Here is a 20,998-nt window from a genome sequence, read left to right as displayed (position 1 = left end):
TCAGTTCACCTCGCCGGATCCGGCGGGACGCGTCGACTGCCCGTGGTCGTCCTGTCCCGGTGCCGAGTCGTCGAGATTGCGCATCACCTCGAAGACGTCGTCGGCGGACGGGCGCTGCAGTTCCCGGACGATCTGGCCGTCGGCCAGGAAGACGACGCGGTCGGCGTACGACGCCGCGCGCGGATCGTGGGTCACGATCACCACGGTCTGGTTGAACTCGTCGGTCGCGGCGCGCAGGATGGCGAGCACTTCACCGGACGAGCGCGAGTCGAGGTTGCCGGTGGGTTCGTCGCCGAAGATGATGTCCGGACGTCCGACGAGTGCGCGGGCGCAGGCCACGCGCTGCTGCTGGCCGCCGGAGAGTTCACTGGGACGGTGGTTCAGTCGCGGCCGGATGCCGAGGCGGTCGATCACCGTGTCGAACCACGGGCGGTCGACCTCGCGGCCGGCGATCCCCTGTGGCAGGGTGATGTTCTCCTCGGCCGTCAGCGTCGGCACCAGGTTGAACGCCTGGAAGACGAATCCGATGCGGTCGCGCCGCAACTTGGTCATCTCCTTGTCGGACAGACCGGCCAGACCGACGTCACCGATGTGCACCTCGCCCTCGGTGACCGTGTCGAGTCCGGCCAGGCAGTGCATCAGGGTCGACTTGCCGGAGCCCGACGGCCCCATGATCGCGGTGAACTCTCCCGCACGGAATCCGATTGACACGCCCCGAAGCGCGTGCACGGCGGTGTCGCCGCTGCCGTACGTCTTCACCACATCGTCCGCACGCGCCGCGATCATTGCATGCTTGCCTGCCGGTGCTGTTTCTGTCATGCAGACAAAGGTGTCAGAATTGCGCCGCCCGCGCATCAGGGACCACCCGGAATCACCGCCTCGCCCGACGATTCGCCGCGCGATCCGGACCTATCGGGCTTCGGCCTGCCGGGTTCCGGCGTAGTAGCGGCGCAGGAACTCGTCGCGGTACTCGACGTAGTCGCCTTCGTCGATCGCGCGCCGGGCGCGATCGACCAGGGTGATCGTGAACGAGAGGTTGTGCAGGGTCGCGAGCGTGGACGCCAGACCTTCCTTCGCCTTGAACAGATGGTGCAGGTAGGCACGGGTGTACTGCGTCGAGTAGTTGTCCAGCTCTTCATCGAGGGACCGGAAGTCGTTGCGGTACTTGGCATTCGTGATGTTGTACCGGCCGTCGAACGAGTAGATCGCACCGTTGCGCGCCACCCGGGTCGGCGAGACGCAGTCGAAGGTGTCGGCGCCGTTCTCGATGGCGGTGAAGATGTCGTCCGGCTCGCTGATCCCGAGCAGATGCCGCGGGGCGTCGTCCGGGAGCTCGTCGGTGACCCATCCGACGATGGTGCCGAGATTGGCCTTCTCCAGCGCGCCGCCGATGCCGTAACCGCCGAAACCCTTGCCGCCGTTCTCACGATCGATGCGGCTCAGCTCGACGAGGTCGCGAGTCGCCTTCCGCCGCAGGTCCTCGTACTGCGCCCCCTGCACCACACCCCACAGCGCCTGCTGCGGACGATGCGAGCGCTCGACGGAGAGCCGGTTGTGTTCGGCGAGGCACCGAATGGCCCACTGCCGAGTGCGTTCGAGTGACCGCTCCTGGTACCCGCGCGTATTCATCAGCGTGGTGAGCTCGTCGAAGGCGAAGATGATGTCGGCGCCGAGCCGGTGCTGGATCTGCATCGACACCTCGGGGGTGAACCGGTGCATCGACCCGTCGAGGTGCGATTTGAAGGTGACTCCGTCGTCGTCGACGTTGGCCAGCCGCTCCTTGCCGTCGGCGATCTTGTGGTCGTCCTGCTCGCCGACCAGGTCCATCGCGATGACCTTCTTGAAGCCCGCGCCCAGCGACATCACCTGGAAGCCGCCGCTGTCGGTGTACGTGGGTCCGGGCCAGTTCATGAACCGGCCGAGACCGCCGGCCTGATCGACGATCTCCGGCCCCGGCTGCAGATAGAGGTGATAGGCGTTGGCGAGCACGGCCTGCGCGCCGAGCGCGGCGACCGACTCCGGCAGGACCGTCTTGACGGTGGCCTTGGTTCCCACCGGGATGAACGCAGGGGTCTGGATCTCGCCGTGCGGTGTGGTGATGGTCCCGGTGCGCCCGGTGGTGCCTTCGAGGCGGGTTCGCGGAGCGAAGTGGCTGGTGGTCACGCAGGCCATCATCCCAGCCGTGCGCTCGGCCGCTCAAATTCGTTAGCGTTGTGCCCATGACTCGCACGATGAAACTGGCCGCGACCGCACTCCTCGTCTGTTCGATCGCCCTGGCCGCCACCGCCTGCGGTTCGGAGAACGAGGCGTCGTCCGGCGCCGACAAGTCCGGGGCCTCCGCGGTCACCGGTTCCAGCGACACCAGCGTCCCGGTGGTCGGCGGACCGAAGCCCCAGAGCACCGCCGCCACGGACGAGAGCACCGGCGAGGCGACGTCGTCGTCCGGGGACAAGACCTGCGGCCCCACCAAGGGGCCCGACGGCGCCCTCCAGATCCACATCGTCGCGGGCGACCTGTCGTGCTCGTCCGCCAAGGACATCGCGAAGCAGTACGGACCCCTGATCGCGACCGGCGCACCGCAGACCGTGTCGGGCTGGGACTGCGGACCGTCGACGACCGTCGGCGAACTCGCCCGCTGCACCAAGGGCGGCCAGGCCTTCGCGCTGATGCCCAACTGAGGCTCGCAGGCCAACACGCGCAATCGAGCGCGCAGTAGACCGCGCAGTAAACGCGACATTCGGCGACAGAACCCCCGTCCCGGACGGGGGTTCTGTCGCCGAATGTCGCGTCTGTGTGTGGTGACGCGGTGCGACGCTCAGCCGAGTGCCTGCACCACTCGTTCGAGGGCGGCGACCCGGCTGCCCTTGACCAGCACGGCGTCGCCGCTGCGGAGTCCGCTCAGGGCGTCGACGGCGCCCTCGATGCCCGAGACATGCGCCACGCCGTCGCCGTAGGCGGGCTCGTCCACCGCGATCACCGTCACGCCCAGTTCACGGGCCTGCTCGGCGACGGCGCGGTGGGCGGCGTCGCTGTCGTCTCCGAGTTCGGCCATCGTGCCGAGCACCGCGAACCGGCGTCCGGCCTCGACGCGGGCCAGTGCCGACAGGCCCGCCGCCATCGACGTCGGGTTGGCGTTGTAGGCGTCGTTGATGACGACGACTCCCCCGGCGGTGGTGCTCATCTCCATCCGCAGTCCGGACAGACCCGCGCGCAGCAGACCGTCGGCGATCCGCTCGACCGACACCCCCACGCCGCCGCCGGCCGCGGCCGCGGCCAGGGCGTTGCCGACCTGATGCTCGCCGCGTGCCCCGAGCCGTACCGGCACGCTGCCCCACGGGCTGTGCAGAGTGAAGGCCGCACGCAACTGGTCATCGAGCACGATGTCGGTGGCGCGCACGTCCGCGGCGGGATCGACACCATAGGTCACGACCCGCGCGCTGGTCCGCGACGCCATCGCCGCGACCACCGGGTGGTCGGCGTTGAGAACGGCGAGCCCGTCGGCGGGCAGAGCCTCGACGAGCTCGCCCTTCGCTCGTGCCACATCCTCGATGCTGCCGAACATCTCCAGATGCACCGCCTCGACGCGGGTGAGCACTCCGACCGTCGGAGAGGCGATGGAGCACAGCTGTGCGATGTGACCGACACCGCGCGCGCCCATCTCCAAGACGACGGCCTCGGTGTCGTCGGGTGCGCCGAGCAGGGTCAGCGGCAACCCGAGTTCGTTGTTGAACGACTTCTCGCTCGCGGCGGTGCGGAAGGTGGTCGACAGCACGCCGGCGAGCAGGTCCTTGGTCGACGTCTTGCCGACCGAGCCGGTGACGCCGACGACGCTGCCGGTGAGTCCGGCGCGGACGAAGCGACCGAGATCGGCGAGCGCCTCGGCGGTGTCCGCGACCTGGACGGCCGTCGCGGCGAGGGCCGGATCCGGCGTCCTGTCGGTCAGGTACACGGGGGCGCCGGCCTGCACCGCCGCCGGGATGTAGTCGTGGCCGTCACGCGCGGCGACGATCGGCACGAACAGCTGACCGGGCCGCGCGGACCGCGAGTCGATGCTCGCGGAATCGACCGTCACATCCGGTCCGTGAAGGGTGCCGCCGGTCGCGGCGGCGATCTGACTGGCGAGGAGATGCACGACAGACCACGGTACAAGCAAGCACGTATGGTTGCATCCATGAGCACCCCCCTCATCCGCCTGGTCGTCCTCTACGGCGGAGTGTCCGCCGAACACGACGTCTCCCGTGTGAGCGCCGCCCATGTACTGGCCGCCGCGGATCGCTCCAAGTACCGCCTGATCCCGGTCGGCATCGACAAGCGCGGCGGATGGCACCGCAACGACGCCGCGGCCGAAGCCCTGGCCGCCGGCGCGGAACTGCCGAACAGTCTCGACGTCGAAGGCCCCGAGGTGAATCCGCTTCAGGTGCTGGCCGGCCGTCCCGAAGACCTCACCGTGGTGTTCCCGCTGCTGCACGGGCCGCACGGCGAGGACGGCACCGTGCAGGGCATGCTCGAGCTGTTCAAGCTGCCGTACATCGGCTGCGGAGTGCTGGCATCGGCGGTCTGCATGGACAAGGCGATGGCGAAGGAGATCGCCGCTCGCGCGGGCATCCCGCAGTGCAAGTGGATCACCTTCCGCGACGGTGTGGACGACGCCCGCCAGGTGCTGGCCGACGCGACCGAGCAACTCGGTCTGCCGGTGTTCGTGAAGCCGGCGAACATGGGCTCGTCCGTCGGCGTCAGCCGCGCCGACTCGATCGAGGAACTCGACGCGGCGATCAACCACGCCCTCCGCTACGACGACGTGGTCGTCATCGAGGAGACGGTGACCGGCCGCGAGGTCGAGGTGGCCGTCCTCGGCAACGCCGCCCCCGACGCGTCCCTCCCCGGAGAGATCAAGCCCGGCAGTGACTTCTACGACTACGAGGACAAGTACGTCACCGGCGCCGCCGAGCTGATGATTCCCGCACCGCTGTCGGACGAGGCGATCGCGCAGGTGCGCGAGTTGGCCGCCGACGCCTTCGTGGCGCTGCGCTGCGCAGGCCTGGCGCGCGTCGACTTCTTCTACGAGGAGGACGGTCGCGGCTGGCTCCTCAACGAGGTCAACACGATTCCCGGTTTCACCCCCGCATCGATGTACCCCAAGATGTGGGAGGCCACCGGGATCACCTATCCCGACCTGATCGACCGCCTCGTGACGCTGGCACTCGAAGTGCATCGCCGACGGAGCTCGTTCTCCACCGAGCACTGAGCGTCATCGGTCGGTGCCGATCACCTCACCGGTGGCGGCGTCGACGACCACTTCGGTGTCGTCGCCGGCTGTGCCGACGTTGATCTCGTACACCAGGCGGCCGTTCTCGCGATGGAGCTTCCACTCGGACACCGGTCCGGCGACTCGCGCCTGCGCGGCCCTCATGGCGCGATCGGGTTCGACGGTGACTTCACCCGCCTCGAACCGCTCCGCGCCGGCGTGCGCTGCGTCGTCGCCGTGGAGATCGTCGGTCGTCTTCGCGACCACGCCGCCGTTCGTGGCGTCGATCGTGATGTCGGATTCCTGTGTGGCGGAGGCCAGCTCGATCTCGTACACGGTCCGGCCGTGCTCGGTCTCGAGCTTGACCGCGGTGGGCGACCCGGTGAACTGCGCGCCGGCGGTCCGCAGTGCGTCGCGCCAGGAGACGGCGGGCGCAGTCGCGGCGAGATCGACACCGCTTCGCGACGGCGCGGCCGACGACGCCGCCGGCGACTGCGACCCGGCGGTCTGGGTGATCGTCTCGGTCTTCGTCTCCGGCGTCGCGTCGTCGGTTCCGCACCCGGCGAGCAGACCTGCGCCCGCGGCCAGTACCGCGGCTGCCGAGAGTCTGATGTTCAGCGCATGTGTGTTCAAGGCGTGTCCTCCCAGAAGAGAAGTCTCGTCACGTGTGACTCACACCGTACGGACATTCTCCGGGCCGGACATTGGAAAAGGCCCCTGACCTGCTCTGCAGATCAGGGGCCCTCGGCGGTGGCGGAGGGATTTGAACCCCCGGTGCGGGGTTACCGCACACGACATTTCGAGTGTCGCACCTTCGGCCGCTCGGACACGCCACCGCGAAGAACTGTACCGCAGCCCGTCACCAGCACGAAATCGGCAGGTCAGACCCAGTTTCTCGACGATTCAGTGTCCGGAGCGCTTGTTGACGAGATCGTCGAACTTCTCCTTGGCCGTCTCGACCGCGCCGGTGACCTGCTCGCTGTTCGCGATCTCGGCCAGCTTTCCCTTCGCCGTCTCCACCGCGCTCACGACGTGCTCGTTGCTCGCGATCTCGGACAGCTTGTCCTTGGCCGTCTCCACGGCGCCGGCGACGTGCTCGTTGGCGGCGAACTCGGTCAACGCGGACTTCGCGTTCTCCACGGCACCGGTGACCTGCTCGCTGTTGGCGAATTCGTCGACCTTGCGCACCACCGTGTCGACGACCTCGGTGATCTTGTCGATGGGATCGGACATCTCATTCCCCTTCTCGCGATGTCTGCGCGGGCTGCGCCCACCTCCTCAATCTGCCACAGGCGCACGCGCGCGGCGAGAGCCCGGAAGCGAATTCAGGGATAGTTCAGGGCTGACCCCGACGGCCGGCGAAGAAGTCGCGGACCAGGGCGGCGCACTCGTCCTCGCGGACCCCGCCGAGCACCTCCGGGCGGTGCAGCTGCCGCTCATCGCGCAGCACGTCCCAGAGTGACCCGACGGCGCCGGTCTTCGGCTCCCAGGCACCGAAGATCAGCCGCGAGACGCGCGACAGTCCGATCGCGCCGGCGCACATCGTGCACGGCTCCACGGTGACGACCAGGGTGCAGCCCGACAGCCGCCATCCGTCGCCGTGGCGGGCGGTGGCCGCCCGCAGCGCCAGGATCTCGGCATGAGCGGTCGGATCGCCATCGGCTTCGCGGCGGTTGGCGGCACGGGCCAGCTCGCTCCCGTCCGGCCCGAAGACGACTGCCCCGATCGGGACGTCGCGGGAGTCCGCATCCCGTGCCGCTTCGAGTGCGACGGACATCAGGGCCGCCGCGTCCCGGTCCACCGCTCCCCGATGCGGTCGCGGGCTGGGGTCCACCGGCATGGACCCGGTCAGCGACCGAGCTTGTCGAGTTCCGCGGCGAGCTCGTCGGCGAAGCCGAGGCGCGCGGCGATCATGCCGATCTGCTCGTCGGCGTACAGATCGGTGTCACCGACGATGATGCTGAGCACGGCGTCCGGCAGACCGAGGTCGGCCAGGATCGAGAGGTCGCCCTCCTCCCACGGATCCACGTCGTCGAGCTCGTCGGGATCGATGTCGGGGATGTCGACGTGCAGCGCGTCGAGGGCGTCGGCGGCGATGTCGTACTCCACCGCGGCGGTGGCGTCCGAGAGGAGCACGTGGGCTCCGGCGGGAGCCGGCCGGACGATGAGGAAGAACTCGTCGTCCACGTCCAGGAGGCCGAACACGGCTCCGGTGGCCCGCAGTTCCCGCAGCTGCAGTTCGGCGTCGTCGAGACTGTCGAGAGCGGACGGCTTCAGCGTCGTGAGCTTCCACCCCGACTCCTCGCGGACGACCGCGACAGCGAATCCTTCGACCTCGTCGTATTCGCTCTGCGCACCGGGCTTCGCCATGACCGCCACCGTAGTCGGTTTTCGGGACTCTCCCAAGTCGAACCGACCCCGATGTGCCACGCTGGAACCGTGTCTGCTGCACCGTCTCGCCCCGTCTGCATCCTCGGTCTCGGCCTCATCGGCGGGTCCCTGCTCCGCCGCCTCTCCGACACGGGCGGTCCCGCGTTCGGCTACAACCGCTCGGCGGGCACCGTCGAGGCCGCGGCGGCCGACGGCTACGACGCCTCCACGGACCTGTCCGCGGTCCTCAAGCGCGCCCGGAACGACGACGCGATCGTCGTTCTGGCGACTCCCTTCACCGCACTCGAACCGATGATCACCGCGGTCCGGGAGCTGGCGCCGGACTGTCTTCTCACCGATGTGGTGAGCGTGAAGGAGCAGGTCTCCGACCTCGTCCGACGGCTCCATCCGGGGGCCCGGTACGTCGGCGGGCATCCGATGACCGGCACCACCGAGTCGGGTTGGCCGGCCACCGATCCGGGGCTCTTCGAGGGCGCGATGTGGATGGTCGCGACGCACGACGACACCGTCGCCGACGACTGGCTCGACGTCGCGGGGATCGCCCTGGCCGCAGGCTCGTACGTGGTGCCCGCCGCGGACGACGCGCACGACCGCGCGGCGGCGGCGATCTCCCACAACCCGCATCTGACCGCCGCGGTGACCGCCACGGTCGGCGCGGGTGAGAGCGACCTCGCGCTCCGGCTGGCCGCAGGCAGCTTCCGGGACGGCACTCGGGTGGCGGGTACCGCCCCCGACCTGCAGCGGGCGATGCTCGAAGCCAACTCGGTGGCCCTGCTCAACACGCTGAGCGAGACGATCGACCGGTTGATCACCGCGCGCGACGCACTGCGCGAGCACGGCGACGTCGCGGTGATCGTCGACGACGGCCACCGCGCGCGGCGCAAGTACGAGCGGATCGCCGGATCGCCGCCGGAGCCGATCACCGGCGTCCGGATCGGCGATGCCCGGTGGCAGGAGGAACTGCGCAGGCAGGCCCACCTGGCCCGGGTGTGGATGGGCTGAGCGGCCCGGATCAGATCAGCGTCGCGATACCCGCGTAGTCGCGCACGATGCCTGCGTCGTCGACCGTCAGATCGCGACGTCCCTTGGGACCGATCACCGTGACGCGGCCTTCCGGGCCGCCGACGTAGCTCTTCTGCACCGAGTCGATCTCACAGTCGGGCAGCCGGAGCCTGACGACCGGGACGTCGTCGCGGCGGACGCCGTCGGCGATCCCGAAGCGCCGGATCGGCAGTCCCTTGAAGAAGGGCGAGAGCTCCAAGTCGATCATCTCGGCCCCGTCGAAGTCGCTGCGCACGGTGCTGGTCGGCGACTGGACCATCCAACGACCGTCCATGTCACGGCTGATGTCGAGCGAGCTCTCGCCGCCGGCGCGCAGCAGGCGCACCGACAGCCGCCGCGTCACCCCGCTGTCGTTGGTGACGAGTTCGTACGACGCGGAGTAGGCCTCGGTGGTGTCGGTGGCGGCGGCCACGATGCGGCCGTACGCGCGGACCCGGGCACCGCTCAGATTCAGCCGCACTTGCTCGAACCGATCGCCGTCGGCGCTACGCCAGGTCAGCATCGCTTTCACGCCGGCATCGGCGGACGACGCGTCGAAGGAAGTCATTCTCTAACGGTAGCGTCATCCCTCGTATCGACAGGTGAGCATGCCCGAAGACTGCGCGTCCTGCGTCGTCTGACGGTCGACCACCTTGCCGTCGACCGTGATGCTGCACGATGCCGGATCGGTGTCCGAGAGGATCACGCTGACCCGCAGCAGCGCGTTCTGGCTGCCGCGCACAGTGTGCCGCCACGTGCCGCCGGCGTTGCGTTCGATCTTCACCGACGTGTCGTCGACGTACAGGATGGTCGCGCGCCCGGAGTCGACCTGGTACTCCACCGTCGCGGCGCCGGAGTGGACCGGCGGCTGTGCGCTGTCGGGATCGCGCGGCACCGACTGTTCGGGTTGGTCGGGCAGGCCCTGCAGATAGGGATCGTCGGTCGACTGCGCGGCGGGCGGATCGGCTCGCCGCACCGGCTCGTCGTCGCCGGTCGGAAACATCCGGAAGGCGAGCGCCAGGCACAGCACCCCGACGGCGACGACGGCGACGCCGACGGCGAGACCGCGACGTCGATCCGGAGGTGGCTGCGGCGCGGGCGCGGGTGGGGTGGGATCGGGCGGCGCCGCCGCGGGCTGCGGCCCGGCGAGAGCGCGTTCCCGGTCGTCGTAGGTGAACAACGGAGTGCCGTGCTCGCTGTAGCCGAGCGGTGGGTACGATTGCCCGGGAGCCAGCGGCGGCCGGTATCCCGGCGCCGGCTGCGATGACCGGTCCACGGCGGCTCCTCCCGACGACGTCCTCCCTTCGATGGTGCCAGAGGCGACGGCCCGGGCACGCCGACGGCCCGGATCCCCGATCGGGAATCCGGGCGGTCGCGGCCGGATCGGTCAGGCCTTGACGTCGGACGGATGCGTTGCCAGCGGAGTCACCGTGATGTCCATGTACGGGAACAGCGGCAGCCCCGACAGGATCTCGTGCAACTCGTCGTTCGACTCGACGTCGAAGATCGAGTAATTGGAGTACTCGCCGACGATGCGCCAGATCTGCGGCCACTTGCCCGACCGCTGAAGCTCCTGCGAGTACGCCTTCTCCCGCGCGACGGTCTCCTCACGGACCGTCAGGTCCATGTCGTGCGGAATCCGCACATCCATCCGGACGTGGAACAGCATCGGCTCAGCCCTCCACCGGATCGAGCACGAAGCCGTAATCGATCGTGTAGCCGCCGTGACCGTCCGGCTTCGGGTCGAGAATCAGTTCCGGCTTCACGGCGTCGGCGATGTCGTCGCCGTTGTGCGGATCGCCCGGGAAGTACAGCTGGGCGGTCAGCAGTTCGTGCCCCGGAGCCGAGACCTTGACGTGCAGGTGAGCCGGGCGCCACGCGTGCCAGCCGGCCGCGGCGATCAGCTTGCCGCACGAGCCGTCGGTCGGGATCTGGTAGGGGGCGGGACGGATCGTGGTGATCTTGAACTTGCCGTCCGGGCCGGTCGAGAAGGTGCCGCGCAGATTCCACTCCGGGATGCCCGGGGCGAACTGCGAGTAGTAGCCGTCGGCGTCGGCGTGCCACAGCTCCACCTTGCCCTGCAGCGGGGTGCCGTCGGTGGAGGTGATCTGCGCCTCCCAGACCAGCGGATCGCCCGCCTCGCCGTCGCGCATCGGGATGGTGCCCTCGGCGCCCTGCTCGGGCGCATCCGGGACGTAGTACGGCCCTTCGATCGAGCCCTTGTTGCCGTGGCGGTGCGCGGTGTTGACGTCCTCGACGACGTGCTCCACCCACACGTCCAGGAACAGCGGCCACTCGCCGTCGAGGCCCACCTGGATCATCCACGCCTTGAGGGCGTTGTACTCGTCGTAGGTGACCTGGTTGTCGCGGATGGTCTGGTGGACCCCGGCCAGCACCTGGCGGGCGAGCTTGTCGACGCGCTCGGGGCTGACGTTCTTGACGGCGTCGTACGGCGACTTGTCCTGCTGGAAGCGCTCGGTGGCGGATGCGCCTGACGCCGCGGCGGACGGGCTGTGCTCGGTGGTGGTCATGACTGTCTCCTTTGATCTTCAGTTCGTCGTCTCGCCCATGGGCTGTGCGAGGAGTCGTTCATTTGTCGGTGCGGTAGCGGTCGAGTTTGTCGGGGTCGATGTCGATTCCGAGTCCGGCGCGGGATGAGGTCTGCAGGCAGCCGTCACGGATCTGGAGCGGTTCGGCGAGCAGGTCGTCGCTCATGTCGAGGAAGTTCGACAGTTCGCCCGCATAGCGCGAGGTCGCTTCGAACGCCGCACCGAAGGCCAGCGCGCAGGCCGTGCCTATCTGGCCGTCGATCTGATTGCCCATCACCATCTCCAGGCCGAGGCCCTCGGCCAGGTGATGCACACGCCGCGACTGCGTGAATCCGGTGCGGGCGGTCTTGATGTTGATCGCCGTGGCCGATCCCGCGAGGATCTCGCGAGTCACGTCGGCCGGCGTGGGCACCGATTCGTCCGCGATGAACGGGATGTCGAGCTTGCCGACCAGCCAGCGACGCCCGAGGACGTCGTCGGCGGGGCAGAGTTCCTCGGCGAACAGCAGGCCGAGGTCGGCCATCTCCTTCATGGCGCGGGCCGATTCGGCGGCGGTCCAGCCGCGATTGCCGTCGATGTACAGCTCGACGCTGTCGCCGAAGTGTTCGCGCAGCGCCCGTACGACGGCGATGTCGAGCTCGGCCGGGCGCCGCCCGACCTTCACCTTGAACGTCGAGATACCGTGCCGCTCGCGCACCTTCTGAGCTTCGGCGACCATCTTCGCCGGATCGTCGAAGCCGAGCATGTGGCTCACCCGCATGCGGTCGGTGTATCCGCCGAGGAGTTCGGAGACCGGCTGCCCGAGGGTCTTGCCCAAGGCGTCCCACAGGGCCATGTCGATCGCCGACTTGGCGGTGGGATTGCCGACGGTCCGTGCCAGCCTCGCCCCCACCTGTTCGCGTTCGAGCAGGGTGAGGCCGTGCAGTTGTTCGGCGAAGACGTCCTCGATGACGGCGACGATGCCGCGCTGGGTCTCGCCGTAAGTGTAGGGCCGCGGCGGCGCCTCGGCGACGCCGATCACCCCGTCGTCGGTGTGCACGCGGACCAGGACGTGCTCGGCCGCGTGCACCTCGCCCGAGGCGAAGTGAAGGGGTTTGAGGTAGGGAATCGAGAAGGGAATCGATTCCACCCGGGCGATCTTCAACGTGTCTCTCCCATCGAGGAGTCCAGGGCCCGCGCGGACGCGGACGCGAATGCAGCGGCGGCGACGGCGGCCACGGCGTCGACCACCGGGTTGTCGTCGCCCGCGCGCCGGGCGAGAGCCACCGGCATGGTTCCGGTGTCGGGCAGGTCGCGCACCACGACGTTCTCCAGCGGCAGTGCGCGGACGGAGGCGGGCAGCAGGGCCACGCCGAGCCCGGCGGCGACCAGCGCCAGGAGCACCGGGGTGCCGGAGGCGTCGTGGGCGCGGTGCGGGACGAAGCCCGCGGTGCGGCAGGTGCGGACGGCGGCCTCGTTGACCGCCGAGTCGCGACTGTCGTACATGACGAACGATTCGCTGCGCAGATCGTCTACCGAGACCACCGGTTCCACCGCGAGACGGTGGTCGGAGGCGACCGCCAGGACGAGTGGCTCGACGTCGATCGTCCGGACCTCGATCCCCTCTCCGACCACCGGCGGCCGGAGTACGCCGAGGTCGATGGCGCCGTCGCGAAGCCGATCGCACTGGTCGGGGGTCAGCAGATCGGAGACGATCCGCAACTCCACGTGCGGCAGTTCGCTGCGGACGGCCCGGGCGATGCGCGGCAGATGCGAGAACACGGCGATGCCGGTGAGTCCCAGGCGGACCACACCGCTGCGGCCGGCCGCGACGCGCTGCACGCCGTCGACGGCCGCGTCGATGCCCACCAGTATCCGGTCCACCTCGCCCTTGAGGAACTCACCCGCCGCGGTCAGCGTCACCTGACGGGTGGTGCGGGCGAACAGCGAGACCCCCAGCTCGGCCTCCAGTTGGCGGATCGCGTACGACAACGCCGGCTGCGCGATGTGCAACCGGTCCGCCGCCCGCCCGAAATGACAGGTGTCGGCGACGGCGGCGAAATATCGCAGATGCCGTAGCTCCATGTCGCGCTCCTGTCGGTGTGTCGATTCACCGGCCGGGACGCATCGTCATAGTCGCCCCGCTGTGTGATCCGGATCATCCGTACGACCACGGTAAGCAGAAGATCCATACGACACCAGGACTCATTTTCGCCTTATTGATCTGTGCTGTTTATGAATGAACGCCTGGGTCAACACTGGGATTTCTACTGGTGTGAGTGCCATCACGAGATGGGACCGTCGAGGGACAACGCACACAGGAGGTTCTCAATGACTGCGACCAGTTCTCGCCCCAGCGCGTCGATTCCCGGTACGGCGATCACCGCGGACACCCGCGAGCACGTCCGCGAAGTACTCCGGGACGCCGTCATCGACGACCGCGAGGCCGGGGTGTTCCGCGCCAACCGCCGGATCTTCACCGACGAGGACATCTTCGAACTGGAGATGCGGCACATCTTCGAGGGGAACTGGATCTACCTCGCGCACGAGAGCCAGGTCGCGAACCCGGGCGACTACTTCACCACCTACATCGGCCGCCAGCCGGTGGTCATCACCCGCGGCCGCGACGGCGAACTCAACTGCCTGATCAACGCCTGCGCGCACCGCGGAGCGATGATCTGCCGCCGCAAGACCGACAACCGGATGACGCTCACCTGCCCGTTCCACGGCTGGACCTTCCGCAACGACGGCACCCTGCTCAAGGTGAAGGACCCCGACGGCGCCGGATACCCGTCCACCTTCGACTGCGAGGGATCGCACAACCTCACCAAGGTCGCGCGGTTCGACAGCTATCGCGGGTTCCTCTTCGGCAGCCTCAACGCCGACGTCCTCCCGCTCGAGGAACACCTGGGCGACACCCGCCGGGTGATCGACATGCTCGTCGACCAGTCGCCTGACGGCCTGGAGGTGCTGCGCGGCGCGTCGACCTACACCTACGACGGCAACTGGAAGGTCCAGGCGGAGAACGGCGCCGACGGCTACCACGTGACCGCGACGCACTGGAACTACGCCGCCACCACCTCCCGGCGCACCACCGGGGAGTCGAAGAACGACGCGAAGGTGCTCGACGCCGGCGGATGGGGCAAGTCCGGCGGCGGCTACTGGTCGTACCCGCACGGTCACCTGTGCCTGTGGACCTGGGCGGCCAACCCACAGGACCGGCCGCTGTGGGACCGGATGGACGAACTCAAGGCCCAGTTCGGCGAGGCCAAGGGCGAGTTCATGGTGAAGGGCTCACGCAATCTGTGCCTGTATCCGAACGTCTACCTGATGGACCAGTTCTCCACGCAGATCCGGCACTTCCGCCCGATCGCACCGGACAAGACCGAGGTCACGATCTACTGCATCGCGCCGAAGGGTGAGAGCGACGCCGCCCGTGCCCACCGCATCCGCCAGTACGAGGACTTCTTCAACGCGTCGGGAATGGCGACGCCGGACGACCTCGAGGAGTTCCGGTCGTGCCAGCTGACCTTCCGCGCGACCGCCGCGCCCTGGAACGACATGAGCCGCGGCGCCGAACACTGGCTCACCGGTCCGGACGAGGTCGCCACCGCACTCGACATGCCGAACGTGATCTCCGCCGGCCTGAAGAACGAGGACGAGGGTCTCTACCCCGTGCAGCACGGCTACTGGCTCGAGACCATGCGCCGCGCCGTCGACGCCGAGGACGTCGAGACCGCCGTCGGCTGAGCGCGATCGGACCACCACTTCGTACCCGAGATCGGACAGGACTCATGACTACCGCCCAGGCCACTCCGGCCGACACCGACGGCCGCAAGCTCATCACCCAGAACGCCATCGAACAGTTCCTCTACCGCGAGGCCCGGTACCTCGACGACCGCGAGTTCGAGAAGTGGCTCGACTGCTACGCCGACGACGTCGTCTACTGGATGCCGTCGTGGGCCGACGACGATCGCCTCACCGAAGACCCCCGACGGGAGATCTCGCTCATCTACTACGGCAACAAGGGCGGGCTCGAGGACCGGGTGTTCCGGATCCGTACCGAACGGTCGTCGGCGACGTCGCTTCCCGAGCCACGCACCAGCCACAACATCACCAACGTGGAGGTGATCGAACGGCGCGGCGACATGGTTGACGTCCGGTTCAACTGGCACACCATGTACTTCCGCTATCACACCGTCGACCCGTACTACGGCACGTCGTTCTACACGATCGACTTCTCCGGCGAGGCACCGCTGATCCGCCGCAAGACCGTGGTCCTCAAGAACGACTACATCCACCACGTGGTGGACGTCTACCACTTCTAGGGGCTCACCATGACTGTCACTTCCGGCCCCGCATCCGGACGCACCGCGGCACCCGCCGAGGCGCCGACGCACCGCGTCGCACTCGCCTTCGAGGACGGGGTCACCAAGTTCATCGACTGCCGCGAGGACCAGACGGTGGCAGACGCGTCGTACCGGCAGCGGATCAACATCCCGCTCGACTGCCGCGACGGCGCCTGCGGCACCTGCAAGGCCCTGTGCGAATCGGGCGACTACGACGGCGGCACGTACATCGACGACGCCCTGTCGCCCGCGGAGTCGGCCGACGGCTACGCCCTGCCGTGCTGCATGAAGCCGCGGTCGGACCTGGTGCTGCAGATCGCGGCCACGTCGGACGTCGCCAAGACCCAGGCGGCCGAGTTCAGCGCCACCGTGGTCGGGATCGAGCGCCTCTCGCCCACCACGATGCGCCTGTCCGTCGAGATCCCGAACCGCTCCGAGCTGGCGTTCCTGCCCGGTCAGTACGTCAACATCGACGTTCCGGGCACGGACGACGGCAGCGGGAGTCCGGTGCGCCGCTCGTATTCCTTCGCCAACGGACCGCACGAGGACACTCTCGTCTTCCTGGTGAAGCTGACTCCCGGCGGCGCGATGTCGACCTATCTCACCGACCGGGCGTCGACCGGCGATCTGCTGACGCTGCGCGGGCCGCACGGATCGTTCTTCCTGCGCGAATCGATGCGGCCGGCACTGCTGCTCGCCGGCGGCACGGGCCTCGCGCCGATCCTCGCGATCCTGCGGAAGCTGCGCCACGACGGCAGCGCGCGCCGCATCCATCTCATCTACGGCGTCTCCACCGACGACGACCTCGTGGAGACCGAGACGCTCGACCGGATGCAGTCGGAGGTCGCCGGATTCACCTGGGACCACTGCGTCTCCGATCCCGGCAGCAGCGCCGCGAACAAGGGCTACGTCACCTCGCTGATCGCTCCCCGTCACCTCTACGGCGGCGACGTCGCGACCTACCTGTGCGGGCCGCCGCCGATGGTCGAATCGGTGCGCAGACACTTCGTCGAGGCGGGTATCGAACTGACCGGGTTCTACTACGAGAAGTTCGCCCTCGCTGCAGGCCCGTCGCCCGCCGAGCCGGTGACCGACGCAGTCTCGGCATCGGCGTCGGCGAACGCCGAGGCGCCCGTCGACGTGCCGATCGCGCCCGCCCTCGACGCCCGCGCCGTCGCGGGGCAGCCGGTGCTTCCGGCGATCAGCCTGCCCGGTCTCGAACCGCGGTCCGCGCCGGGCGCAGACGAGTCCCGGGCCCGCATCGCCGGGCAGCGGATCTGGCCGGAGCCGACCGCCGCCGAACCGTCCGCTCTGCTCGACGCCGACACCGGAGTCCTGGAACCCGGTGCGGCCAGGTCGATCGCCGGGCAGGAGGTGTTCCCCGGCTCGGCTGCCGCCCCCGTGGCGGACGTCGACGTGGCCGCCGAATCGGTGGCGACCCAGCCCGGGACCACGGCGGACGAGCCCGCGAGCATTGCACCCGCAGAGGTCCCGACGGTCGGTTCCGAGGGTTATGAGATCGGCGAAGAGCATCCCGAGATCCACGAATCCGATGCGCTCTTCGAAGCCCGAGCCGCGCTGGAACTCGGTGCTCTCGAGTTGATGATCGGCCGGATGACCTCGCAGCAACTCGCCGGATATCGTCTCCTCGCGGAAGCCACCGTCCCGTACGTGGACGGCGATCGCTTCGTCGACTCAGCCGAGTACACGGCCACCAACGCCGCTTTCCACGACTACCTGTTCCACGTCACCGGCAACACCCACCTGCTGGAGGCGTACACCGCGCTCGGGGTCAAGGGCCGGATGAGCGAAGTACTGCGGACCGCCACCTGGTGCCATCCCCTGTGCACCCAGGACCATCTCGACATCGTCGCCGCGTTCGAAGCCGGAGACCGCGACACCGCCCGCGCCCTCATCAGCGCACACGGCGAACGATCCAAGCAGACGATGCGGCGAGCGATGGCCGACGAACTCGCCGCTCGCAAACCACGGTTCGTGACTCCGGGACGGTTCGCCGGGAAGGTCGTCGTCGTGACGGGCGCCGGGCAGGGCATCGGCGAGGCCACGGCCCTTCGGATCAGCGCCGAGGGCGGACGCGTGGTGGTGGCCGACCGGTCCGAGTACGCGCGCACGGTCGCGTCTGATCTGTCGGCGAGCGGACCCGGCGCGATCGCGGTGAACGCCGACCTGGAGTCGTATGCCCGCGCCGCGGAGGTGATCGATCGCGCGCTGGCCGCCTACGGGCGGGTGGACGTGCTGGTCAACAACGTGGGCGGCGCCATCAACTTCAAACCCTTCACAGAGTTCACCGACGAGGAGATCCGCGCCGAGGTGGACCGTTCGTTGATGACCACGCTCTACGCTTGCCGCGCGGTGCTGCCCACGATGGTGGAGCGAGGCGGCGGCGTCATCGTCAACGTCTCCTCGGCGGCCACCCGGGGCATCCATCGGATTCCGTACTCCGCGGCCAAGGGCGGGGTCAACGCGATCACCGCCTCCCTGGCGATGGAGTACGCACCGGCCGGTGTGCGAGTGGTGGCCACTGCCCCCGGCGGAACCGACGCCCCGCCGCGCCGTGTTTCACGGGGAACACCGGTGCCGGCCGACGACACGCAGCGCGAATGGTTCCAGGCACACATCGACCAGACGCTCGACGCCTCCCTGATGAACAGGTACGGAACCCTCGACGAACCGGCCGCGGCGATCTGCTTCCTGGCCTCCGACGAGGCCTCGTACATCACCGGTTCGGTGCTTCCGGTCGCCGGCGGCGACCAGGGGTGAGCTCCATGCGTGCCCGTCGTTCGCGGCAGTCGACCGCGAGCGACGCCACGCGTCCGCCCCGACAGGAATAACCTCGACAACCATGATCATCGAGGCCGCCTGCGTCGGCCGGGAGAACGAACTGTCGGAGCTGACCGGCCGCGTCGCCGACGCCGCCGGTCCCGGCTTCGTGCTGATCACAGCCCCGCACGGTGCCGGGAAGTCGACGCTGCTGCGGCGCCTGTCGGAGATCCTGCGGGGTCGCCGGGTCCGGGTCGCCGCAGCACCCGAGCTCGGCGATCCGGCCGAGCTCTTCGGTGACGACCCCGCAGCGCTGCTGATCGACGACGCCGATCATGCGGACGACGCGGCTCTGCGCCGGCTCGGGCGGCTCGCCGCCGCGCGCCCGCAGTCGCGCGTCACGGTGATCCTGGCCGCGGAGCGGTCCACGCCCGCCATCGCCGACCTGCTGCCGGACACCTTGCGACTTCCGGGTCTGGACCGCAGCGCCGTGGCGGAGATCGCCGCGGCCCGCGGGCGGTCGGTGCACCCGTCTCTTCTCGACGAACTGACCAGGCACACGATGGGCCGACCGCGCGAGATCGTCGAACTGCTCGACGAGTTGCCCGACCGTCTGTGGTCGCGGGCCGACGCAGCCCTGCCCGCACCTGCCCGTGAGGTGGAACGGGTCCGCACCGCCCTGACGGCGTGCCGACCGGAGACGCGGCGGCTCATCGAGGCGATCGCGATTCTGAACGATCCGGACTCACTCGGCACGGCCGTGGAACTCTCGGCGGTCGGCGACGTGCTGTCCGCCGTCGACGAGGCGGTCGGAACCGGGCTCGTGGAGCCGGCCGCCGCCGTCGGTCCGGCCGCCTCGGCCCTGGCCGTGCCGACTCCGGTCACCCGTGCCGCGGTACTCGAAGTGCTGGGGCCCAAGCGGACCGGGTTGCTGCACCGCCGAGCCTCGGAGCTGGTGGCGGATCCGGCACGCAGACTGCATCATCGCGTCGCCGCCGCACCGGTGCCGGACGCCGAACTCGCGGACGAGGTCGCCGCACTGGCGGCCGATCGGGGCGGCGCGGGCGAATGGGCGGAGGCCGCCGAGCTCTACCGTGAGGCCGGGCGGCTGACCGACGAGCCGCTCCGGCACGCCGAACGAGTGACGCTCTCGGTGGACGCGCTCTTGGCCGACGGCGACTGCCTCACCGCCGGGTCCATGGTGCCGACGGTGGAGAGCCTTCGCGAGACTCCGCTGCGCAATGCGACACTCGCTTATCTGGCGATCCTGCGCGGACGATCGGCCGAGGCCCGGATCCGGCTCGACAGAGCGTGGGGCATCGTCAGCGTGGAGCGCGAACCCGCGATCGCGGCCCTCATCGCACAGCGCTACGTACTGCACTGCCTGGTCCGCTGTCAGGGCGAGCGCCTCGTCGGCTGGGCGGACCGCGCGATCGACATGGCCGGAACCGCCTCGCCCGCCGGTGTGGAGGCCGCCGCGATCCGCGGGCTCGGCCTGGCGTGGTCCGGCCGCACGGCCGACGCCGTCGCGTCGTACGACGCGCTGGGCCGCGACGTCCGGTTCGGAGCGCAGACGCAGCGGGTCGCCATCGGCCACGGCTGGCTGCAGCTGGGGCTGGACGAGGTGGACTCCGCGCGCACCAGTCTCGAGACGGCGGTGTCGATGGCGAATCTGGGCGGCTCCAAACGCATCACGCTGTGGGCACTGGGCTGGCTGGCCCGTCTGCGGTTCGTGACCGGCGACTGGGACGGGGCACTGCTCACCGTCGCGCAGTCGCGCGAGCTCGCGACCACCAGCGGGATCACCCTCGCCACCCCGCTCGCCGACTGGACCGCGGCTCAGGTCCACTGCCTCCGAGGCGACCGGGAGGCCGCGGACGCCGCGGTCGCGCATTCGGCCCGACTGGCGGGCGACTACGAGATCATGCAGATTCCGCTGCTGCTGGCACAGGCGCAGATCGCGGAGGCGGCCGCCGATTACAACAAGGTCACCCGGGTCCTCTCCCCGCTGAGGCTCCTCGCCGCGGACACTCCGGCTCTCACCGAACCGGGCTGGTGGCCGTGGGTGGACGTGCTGGCCAATGCGCTGGTACTCGACGGCCGGCTCGAGGCCGCCGACAGTCTGCTCCGCCCGCATGAGGAACTGGCCGACCTGCGCGGGCATCGTTCGGCCGGTGCCCGGCTCCGCTACGCCCGCGGCCGCTATCTCGGTGCCATCGGCGACATCGCCTCCGCGCGAAGAAAGTTCGGGGAGGCCCTCGAACTTCTCGACGGTCTGCCCCTGCGGCACGACCAAGCGCACGTCAACTTCGCCTACGGGCAGACTCTCCGCCGGGCGGGCAAGCGGCGCGCCGCCGATGCGGTGATGGGCAACGCCCGCGACATCTACCGGTCGCTCGGAGCCGCGGCGTACGTCGAACGCTGCGACCGCGAGTTGAAGGCCGGCGGCCTGCACGCGGTTCGCGGCGACCGCAGTTCGGCGGAGCTGACACCGCAGGAGGAGTCGGTGACCGCGCTGGTGGCCTCCGGGATGAGCAACCGGGAGGTGGCCGCCGAGCTCTACATCTCACCGAAGACGGTGCAGTACCACCTGACCCGCATCTACGCGAAACTCGGCGTCCGGTCGCGTTCGGAGCTGGCCGCGCTGCGCCGGTGACCTCGGC

At 69.4% G+C, this 20,998-nt stretch carries 20 protein-coding genes and 1 tRNA gene; 7 read left to right on the top strand and 14 right to left on the bottom strand.

The genetic code is table 11. The features are described from left to right. The gene (locus ACZ5QD_RS16585) at positions 1–819 is read right to left on the bottom strand and encodes an ABC transporter ATP-binding protein (RefSeq protein WP_051999670.1); all 819 of its coding nucleotides are present in this window, start codon (positions 817–819) and stop codon (positions 1–3) included. A gap of 90 nt (positions 820–909) precedes the next feature. Continuing rightward, complete coding sequence (gene tgt / locus ACZ5QD_RS16580) at positions 910–2,175, bottom strand: tRNA guanosine(34) transglycosylase Tgt (protein WP_006897444.1); 1,266 nt, start codon at positions 2,173–2,175, stop codon at positions 910–912. Between the two features lie 44 nt (positions 2,176–2,219). Between tgt and ACZ5QD_RS16575 the strand changes: the two genes are divergently transcribed. Further along, a complete protein-coding gene (locus ACZ5QD_RS16575; protein WP_006897445.1) occupies positions 2,220–2,678 on the top strand; it encodes a hypothetical protein in 459 nt (152 codons plus the stop codon). 137 nt (positions 2,679–2,815) lie between these two features. Here ACZ5QD_RS16575 and ACZ5QD_RS16570 read toward each other — a convergent pair whose 3' ends face one another. Then, on the bottom strand, positions 2,816–4,132 hold the full coding sequence (locus tag ACZ5QD_RS16570) for a UDP-N-acetylmuramoyl-tripeptide--D-alanyl-D-alanine ligase (protein ID WP_222110876.1): 1,317 nt from the start codon (positions 4,130–4,132) through the stop codon (positions 2,816–2,818). 39 nt (positions 4,133–4,171) lie between these two features. Between ACZ5QD_RS16570 and ACZ5QD_RS16565 the strand changes: the two genes are divergently transcribed. Then, positions 4,172–5,245, top strand: a complete 1,074-nt coding sequence (locus ACZ5QD_RS16565) for a D-alanine--D-alanine ligase family protein (protein WP_006897447.1) — start codon at positions 4,172–4,174, stop codon at positions 5,243–5,245. A 3-nt stretch (positions 5,246–5,248) separates the two neighbouring features. Here ACZ5QD_RS16565 and ACZ5QD_RS16560 read toward each other — a convergent pair whose 3' ends face one another. The 5 genes from ACZ5QD_RS16560 to ACZ5QD_RS16540 all read right to left on the bottom strand — a co-directional run bounded on the left by ACZ5QD_RS16560 (position 5,249) and on the right by ACZ5QD_RS16540 (position 7,615). Next, positions 5,249–5,878: a PepSY domain-containing protein gene (locus tag ACZ5QD_RS16560; protein WP_464366949.1), complete on the bottom strand. Its 630-nt coding sequence runs from the start codon at positions 5,876–5,878 to the stop codon at positions 5,249–5,251. Positions 5,879–5,993: 115 nt separating this feature from the next. Further along, a tRNA-Ser gene (locus ACZ5QD_RS16555) sits at positions 5,994–6,081 on the bottom strand. 67 nt (positions 6,082–6,148) lie between these two features. Then, positions 6,149–6,478 carry a hypothetical protein gene (locus tag ACZ5QD_RS16550; RefSeq protein WP_006897449.1) on the bottom strand — a complete coding sequence of 110 codons (330 nt, stop codon included), beginning with the start codon at positions 6,476–6,478 and terminating at the stop codon, positions 6,149–6,151. 103 nt (positions 6,479–6,581) lie between these two features. Beyond that, a complete protein-coding gene (locus tag ACZ5QD_RS16545; protein ID WP_045539044.1) occupies positions 6,582–7,085 on the bottom strand; it encodes a nucleoside deaminase in 504 nt (167 codons plus the stop codon). An 8-nt stretch (positions 7,086–7,093) separates the two neighbouring features. Beyond that, positions 7,094–7,615 carry a tRNA adenosine deaminase-associated protein gene (locus ACZ5QD_RS16540; RefSeq protein ID WP_006897451.1) on the bottom strand — a complete coding sequence of 174 codons (522 nt, stop codon included), beginning with the start codon at positions 7,613–7,615 and terminating at the stop codon, positions 7,094–7,096. 69 nt (positions 7,616–7,684) lie between these two features. Here ACZ5QD_RS16540 and ACZ5QD_RS16535 point away from each other — a divergent pair, with 69 nt between their 5' ends. Beyond that, positions 7,685–8,638 carry a prephenate dehydrogenase gene (locus ACZ5QD_RS16535; protein ID WP_082083995.1) on the top strand — a complete coding sequence of 318 codons (954 nt, stop codon included), beginning with the start codon at positions 7,685–7,687 and terminating at the stop codon, positions 8,636–8,638. A 10-nt stretch (positions 8,639–8,648) separates the two neighbouring features. On the opposite strand, the gene ACZ5QD_RS16530 is transcribed toward ACZ5QD_RS16535, so the two are convergent. From ACZ5QD_RS16530 to ACZ5QD_RS16505, 6 genes are all read right to left on the bottom strand, one after another. Then, positions 8,649–9,245 (bottom strand): putative glycolipid-binding domain-containing protein, encoded by a 597-nt coding sequence (locus tag ACZ5QD_RS16530; RefSeq protein ID WP_006897453.1) that lies wholly within the window; start codon positions 9,243–9,245, stop codon positions 8,649–8,651. A 15-nt stretch (positions 9,246–9,260) separates the two neighbouring features. Further along, positions 9,261–9,953, bottom strand: coding sequence for a hypothetical protein (locus ACZ5QD_RS16525; RefSeq protein ID WP_222110882.1), 693 nt, complete (start codon positions 9,951–9,953; stop codon positions 9,261–9,263). A gap of 111 nt (positions 9,954–10,064) precedes the next feature. Continuing rightward, positions 10,065–10,346, bottom strand: a complete 282-nt coding sequence (gene catC / locus ACZ5QD_RS16520) for a muconolactone Delta-isomerase (protein ID WP_006897455.1) — start codon at positions 10,344–10,346, stop codon at positions 10,065–10,067. A gap of 4 nt (positions 10,347–10,350) precedes the next feature. Continuing rightward, positions 10,351–11,208 carry a catechol 1,2-dioxygenase gene (gene catA / locus ACZ5QD_RS16515; protein ID WP_006897456.1) on the bottom strand — a complete coding sequence of 286 codons (858 nt, stop codon included), beginning with the start codon at positions 11,206–11,208 and terminating at the stop codon, positions 10,351–10,353. A 58-nt stretch (positions 11,209–11,266) separates the two neighbouring features. Beyond that, positions 11,267–12,370 (bottom strand): mandelate racemase/muconate lactonizing enzyme family protein, encoded by a 1,104-nt coding sequence (locus tag ACZ5QD_RS16510; RefSeq protein WP_045540860.1) that lies wholly within the window; start codon positions 12,368–12,370, stop codon positions 11,267–11,269. Continuing rightward, positions 12,367–13,290, bottom strand: coding sequence for a LysR family transcriptional regulator (locus ACZ5QD_RS16505; protein ID WP_062366168.1), 924 nt, complete (start codon positions 13,288–13,290; stop codon positions 12,367–12,369). Before ACZ5QD_RS16505 ends, ACZ5QD_RS16510 begins: the two co-directional genes overlap by 4 nt. 246 nt (positions 13,291–13,536) lie before the next feature. Between ACZ5QD_RS16505 and benA the strand changes: the two genes are divergently transcribed. The 4 genes from benA to ACZ5QD_RS16485 all read left to right on the top strand — a co-directional run bounded on the left by benA (position 13,537) and on the right by ACZ5QD_RS16485 (position 20,991). Then, on the top strand, positions 13,537–14,955 hold the full coding sequence (benA, locus tag ACZ5QD_RS16500) for a benzoate 1,2-dioxygenase large subunit (RefSeq protein WP_045540613.1): 1,419 nt from the start codon (positions 13,537–13,539) through the stop codon (positions 14,953–14,955). Positions 14,956–14,999: 44 nt separating this feature from the next. After that, positions 15,000–15,533, top strand: a complete 534-nt coding sequence (gene benB / locus ACZ5QD_RS16495) for a benzoate 1,2-dioxygenase small subunit (RefSeq protein ID WP_045540611.1) — start codon at positions 15,000–15,002, stop codon at positions 15,531–15,533. Positions 15,534–15,542: 9 nt separating this feature from the next. After that, positions 15,543–18,335 carry a benzoate 1,2-dioxygenase electron transfer component BenC gene (gene benC, locus ACZ5QD_RS16490; RefSeq protein WP_464366948.1) on the top strand — a complete coding sequence of 931 codons (2,793 nt, stop codon included), beginning with the start codon at positions 15,543–15,545 and terminating at the stop codon, positions 18,333–18,335. Between the two features lie 82 nt (positions 18,336–18,417). Further along, positions 18,418–20,991 carry a helix-turn-helix transcriptional regulator gene (locus tag ACZ5QD_RS16485; RefSeq protein ID WP_464366947.1) on the top strand — a complete coding sequence of 858 codons (2,574 nt, stop codon included), beginning with the start codon at positions 18,418–18,420 and terminating at the stop codon, positions 20,989–20,991. Positions 20,992–20,998: the final 7 nt, after the last annotated feature.

The organism is Gordonia sp. J1A, from assembly GCF_055393515.1.
The sequence above is the reverse complement of the archived record's forward strand: the minus strand, read 5'-3'. Positions and strand labels throughout refer to the sequence as shown.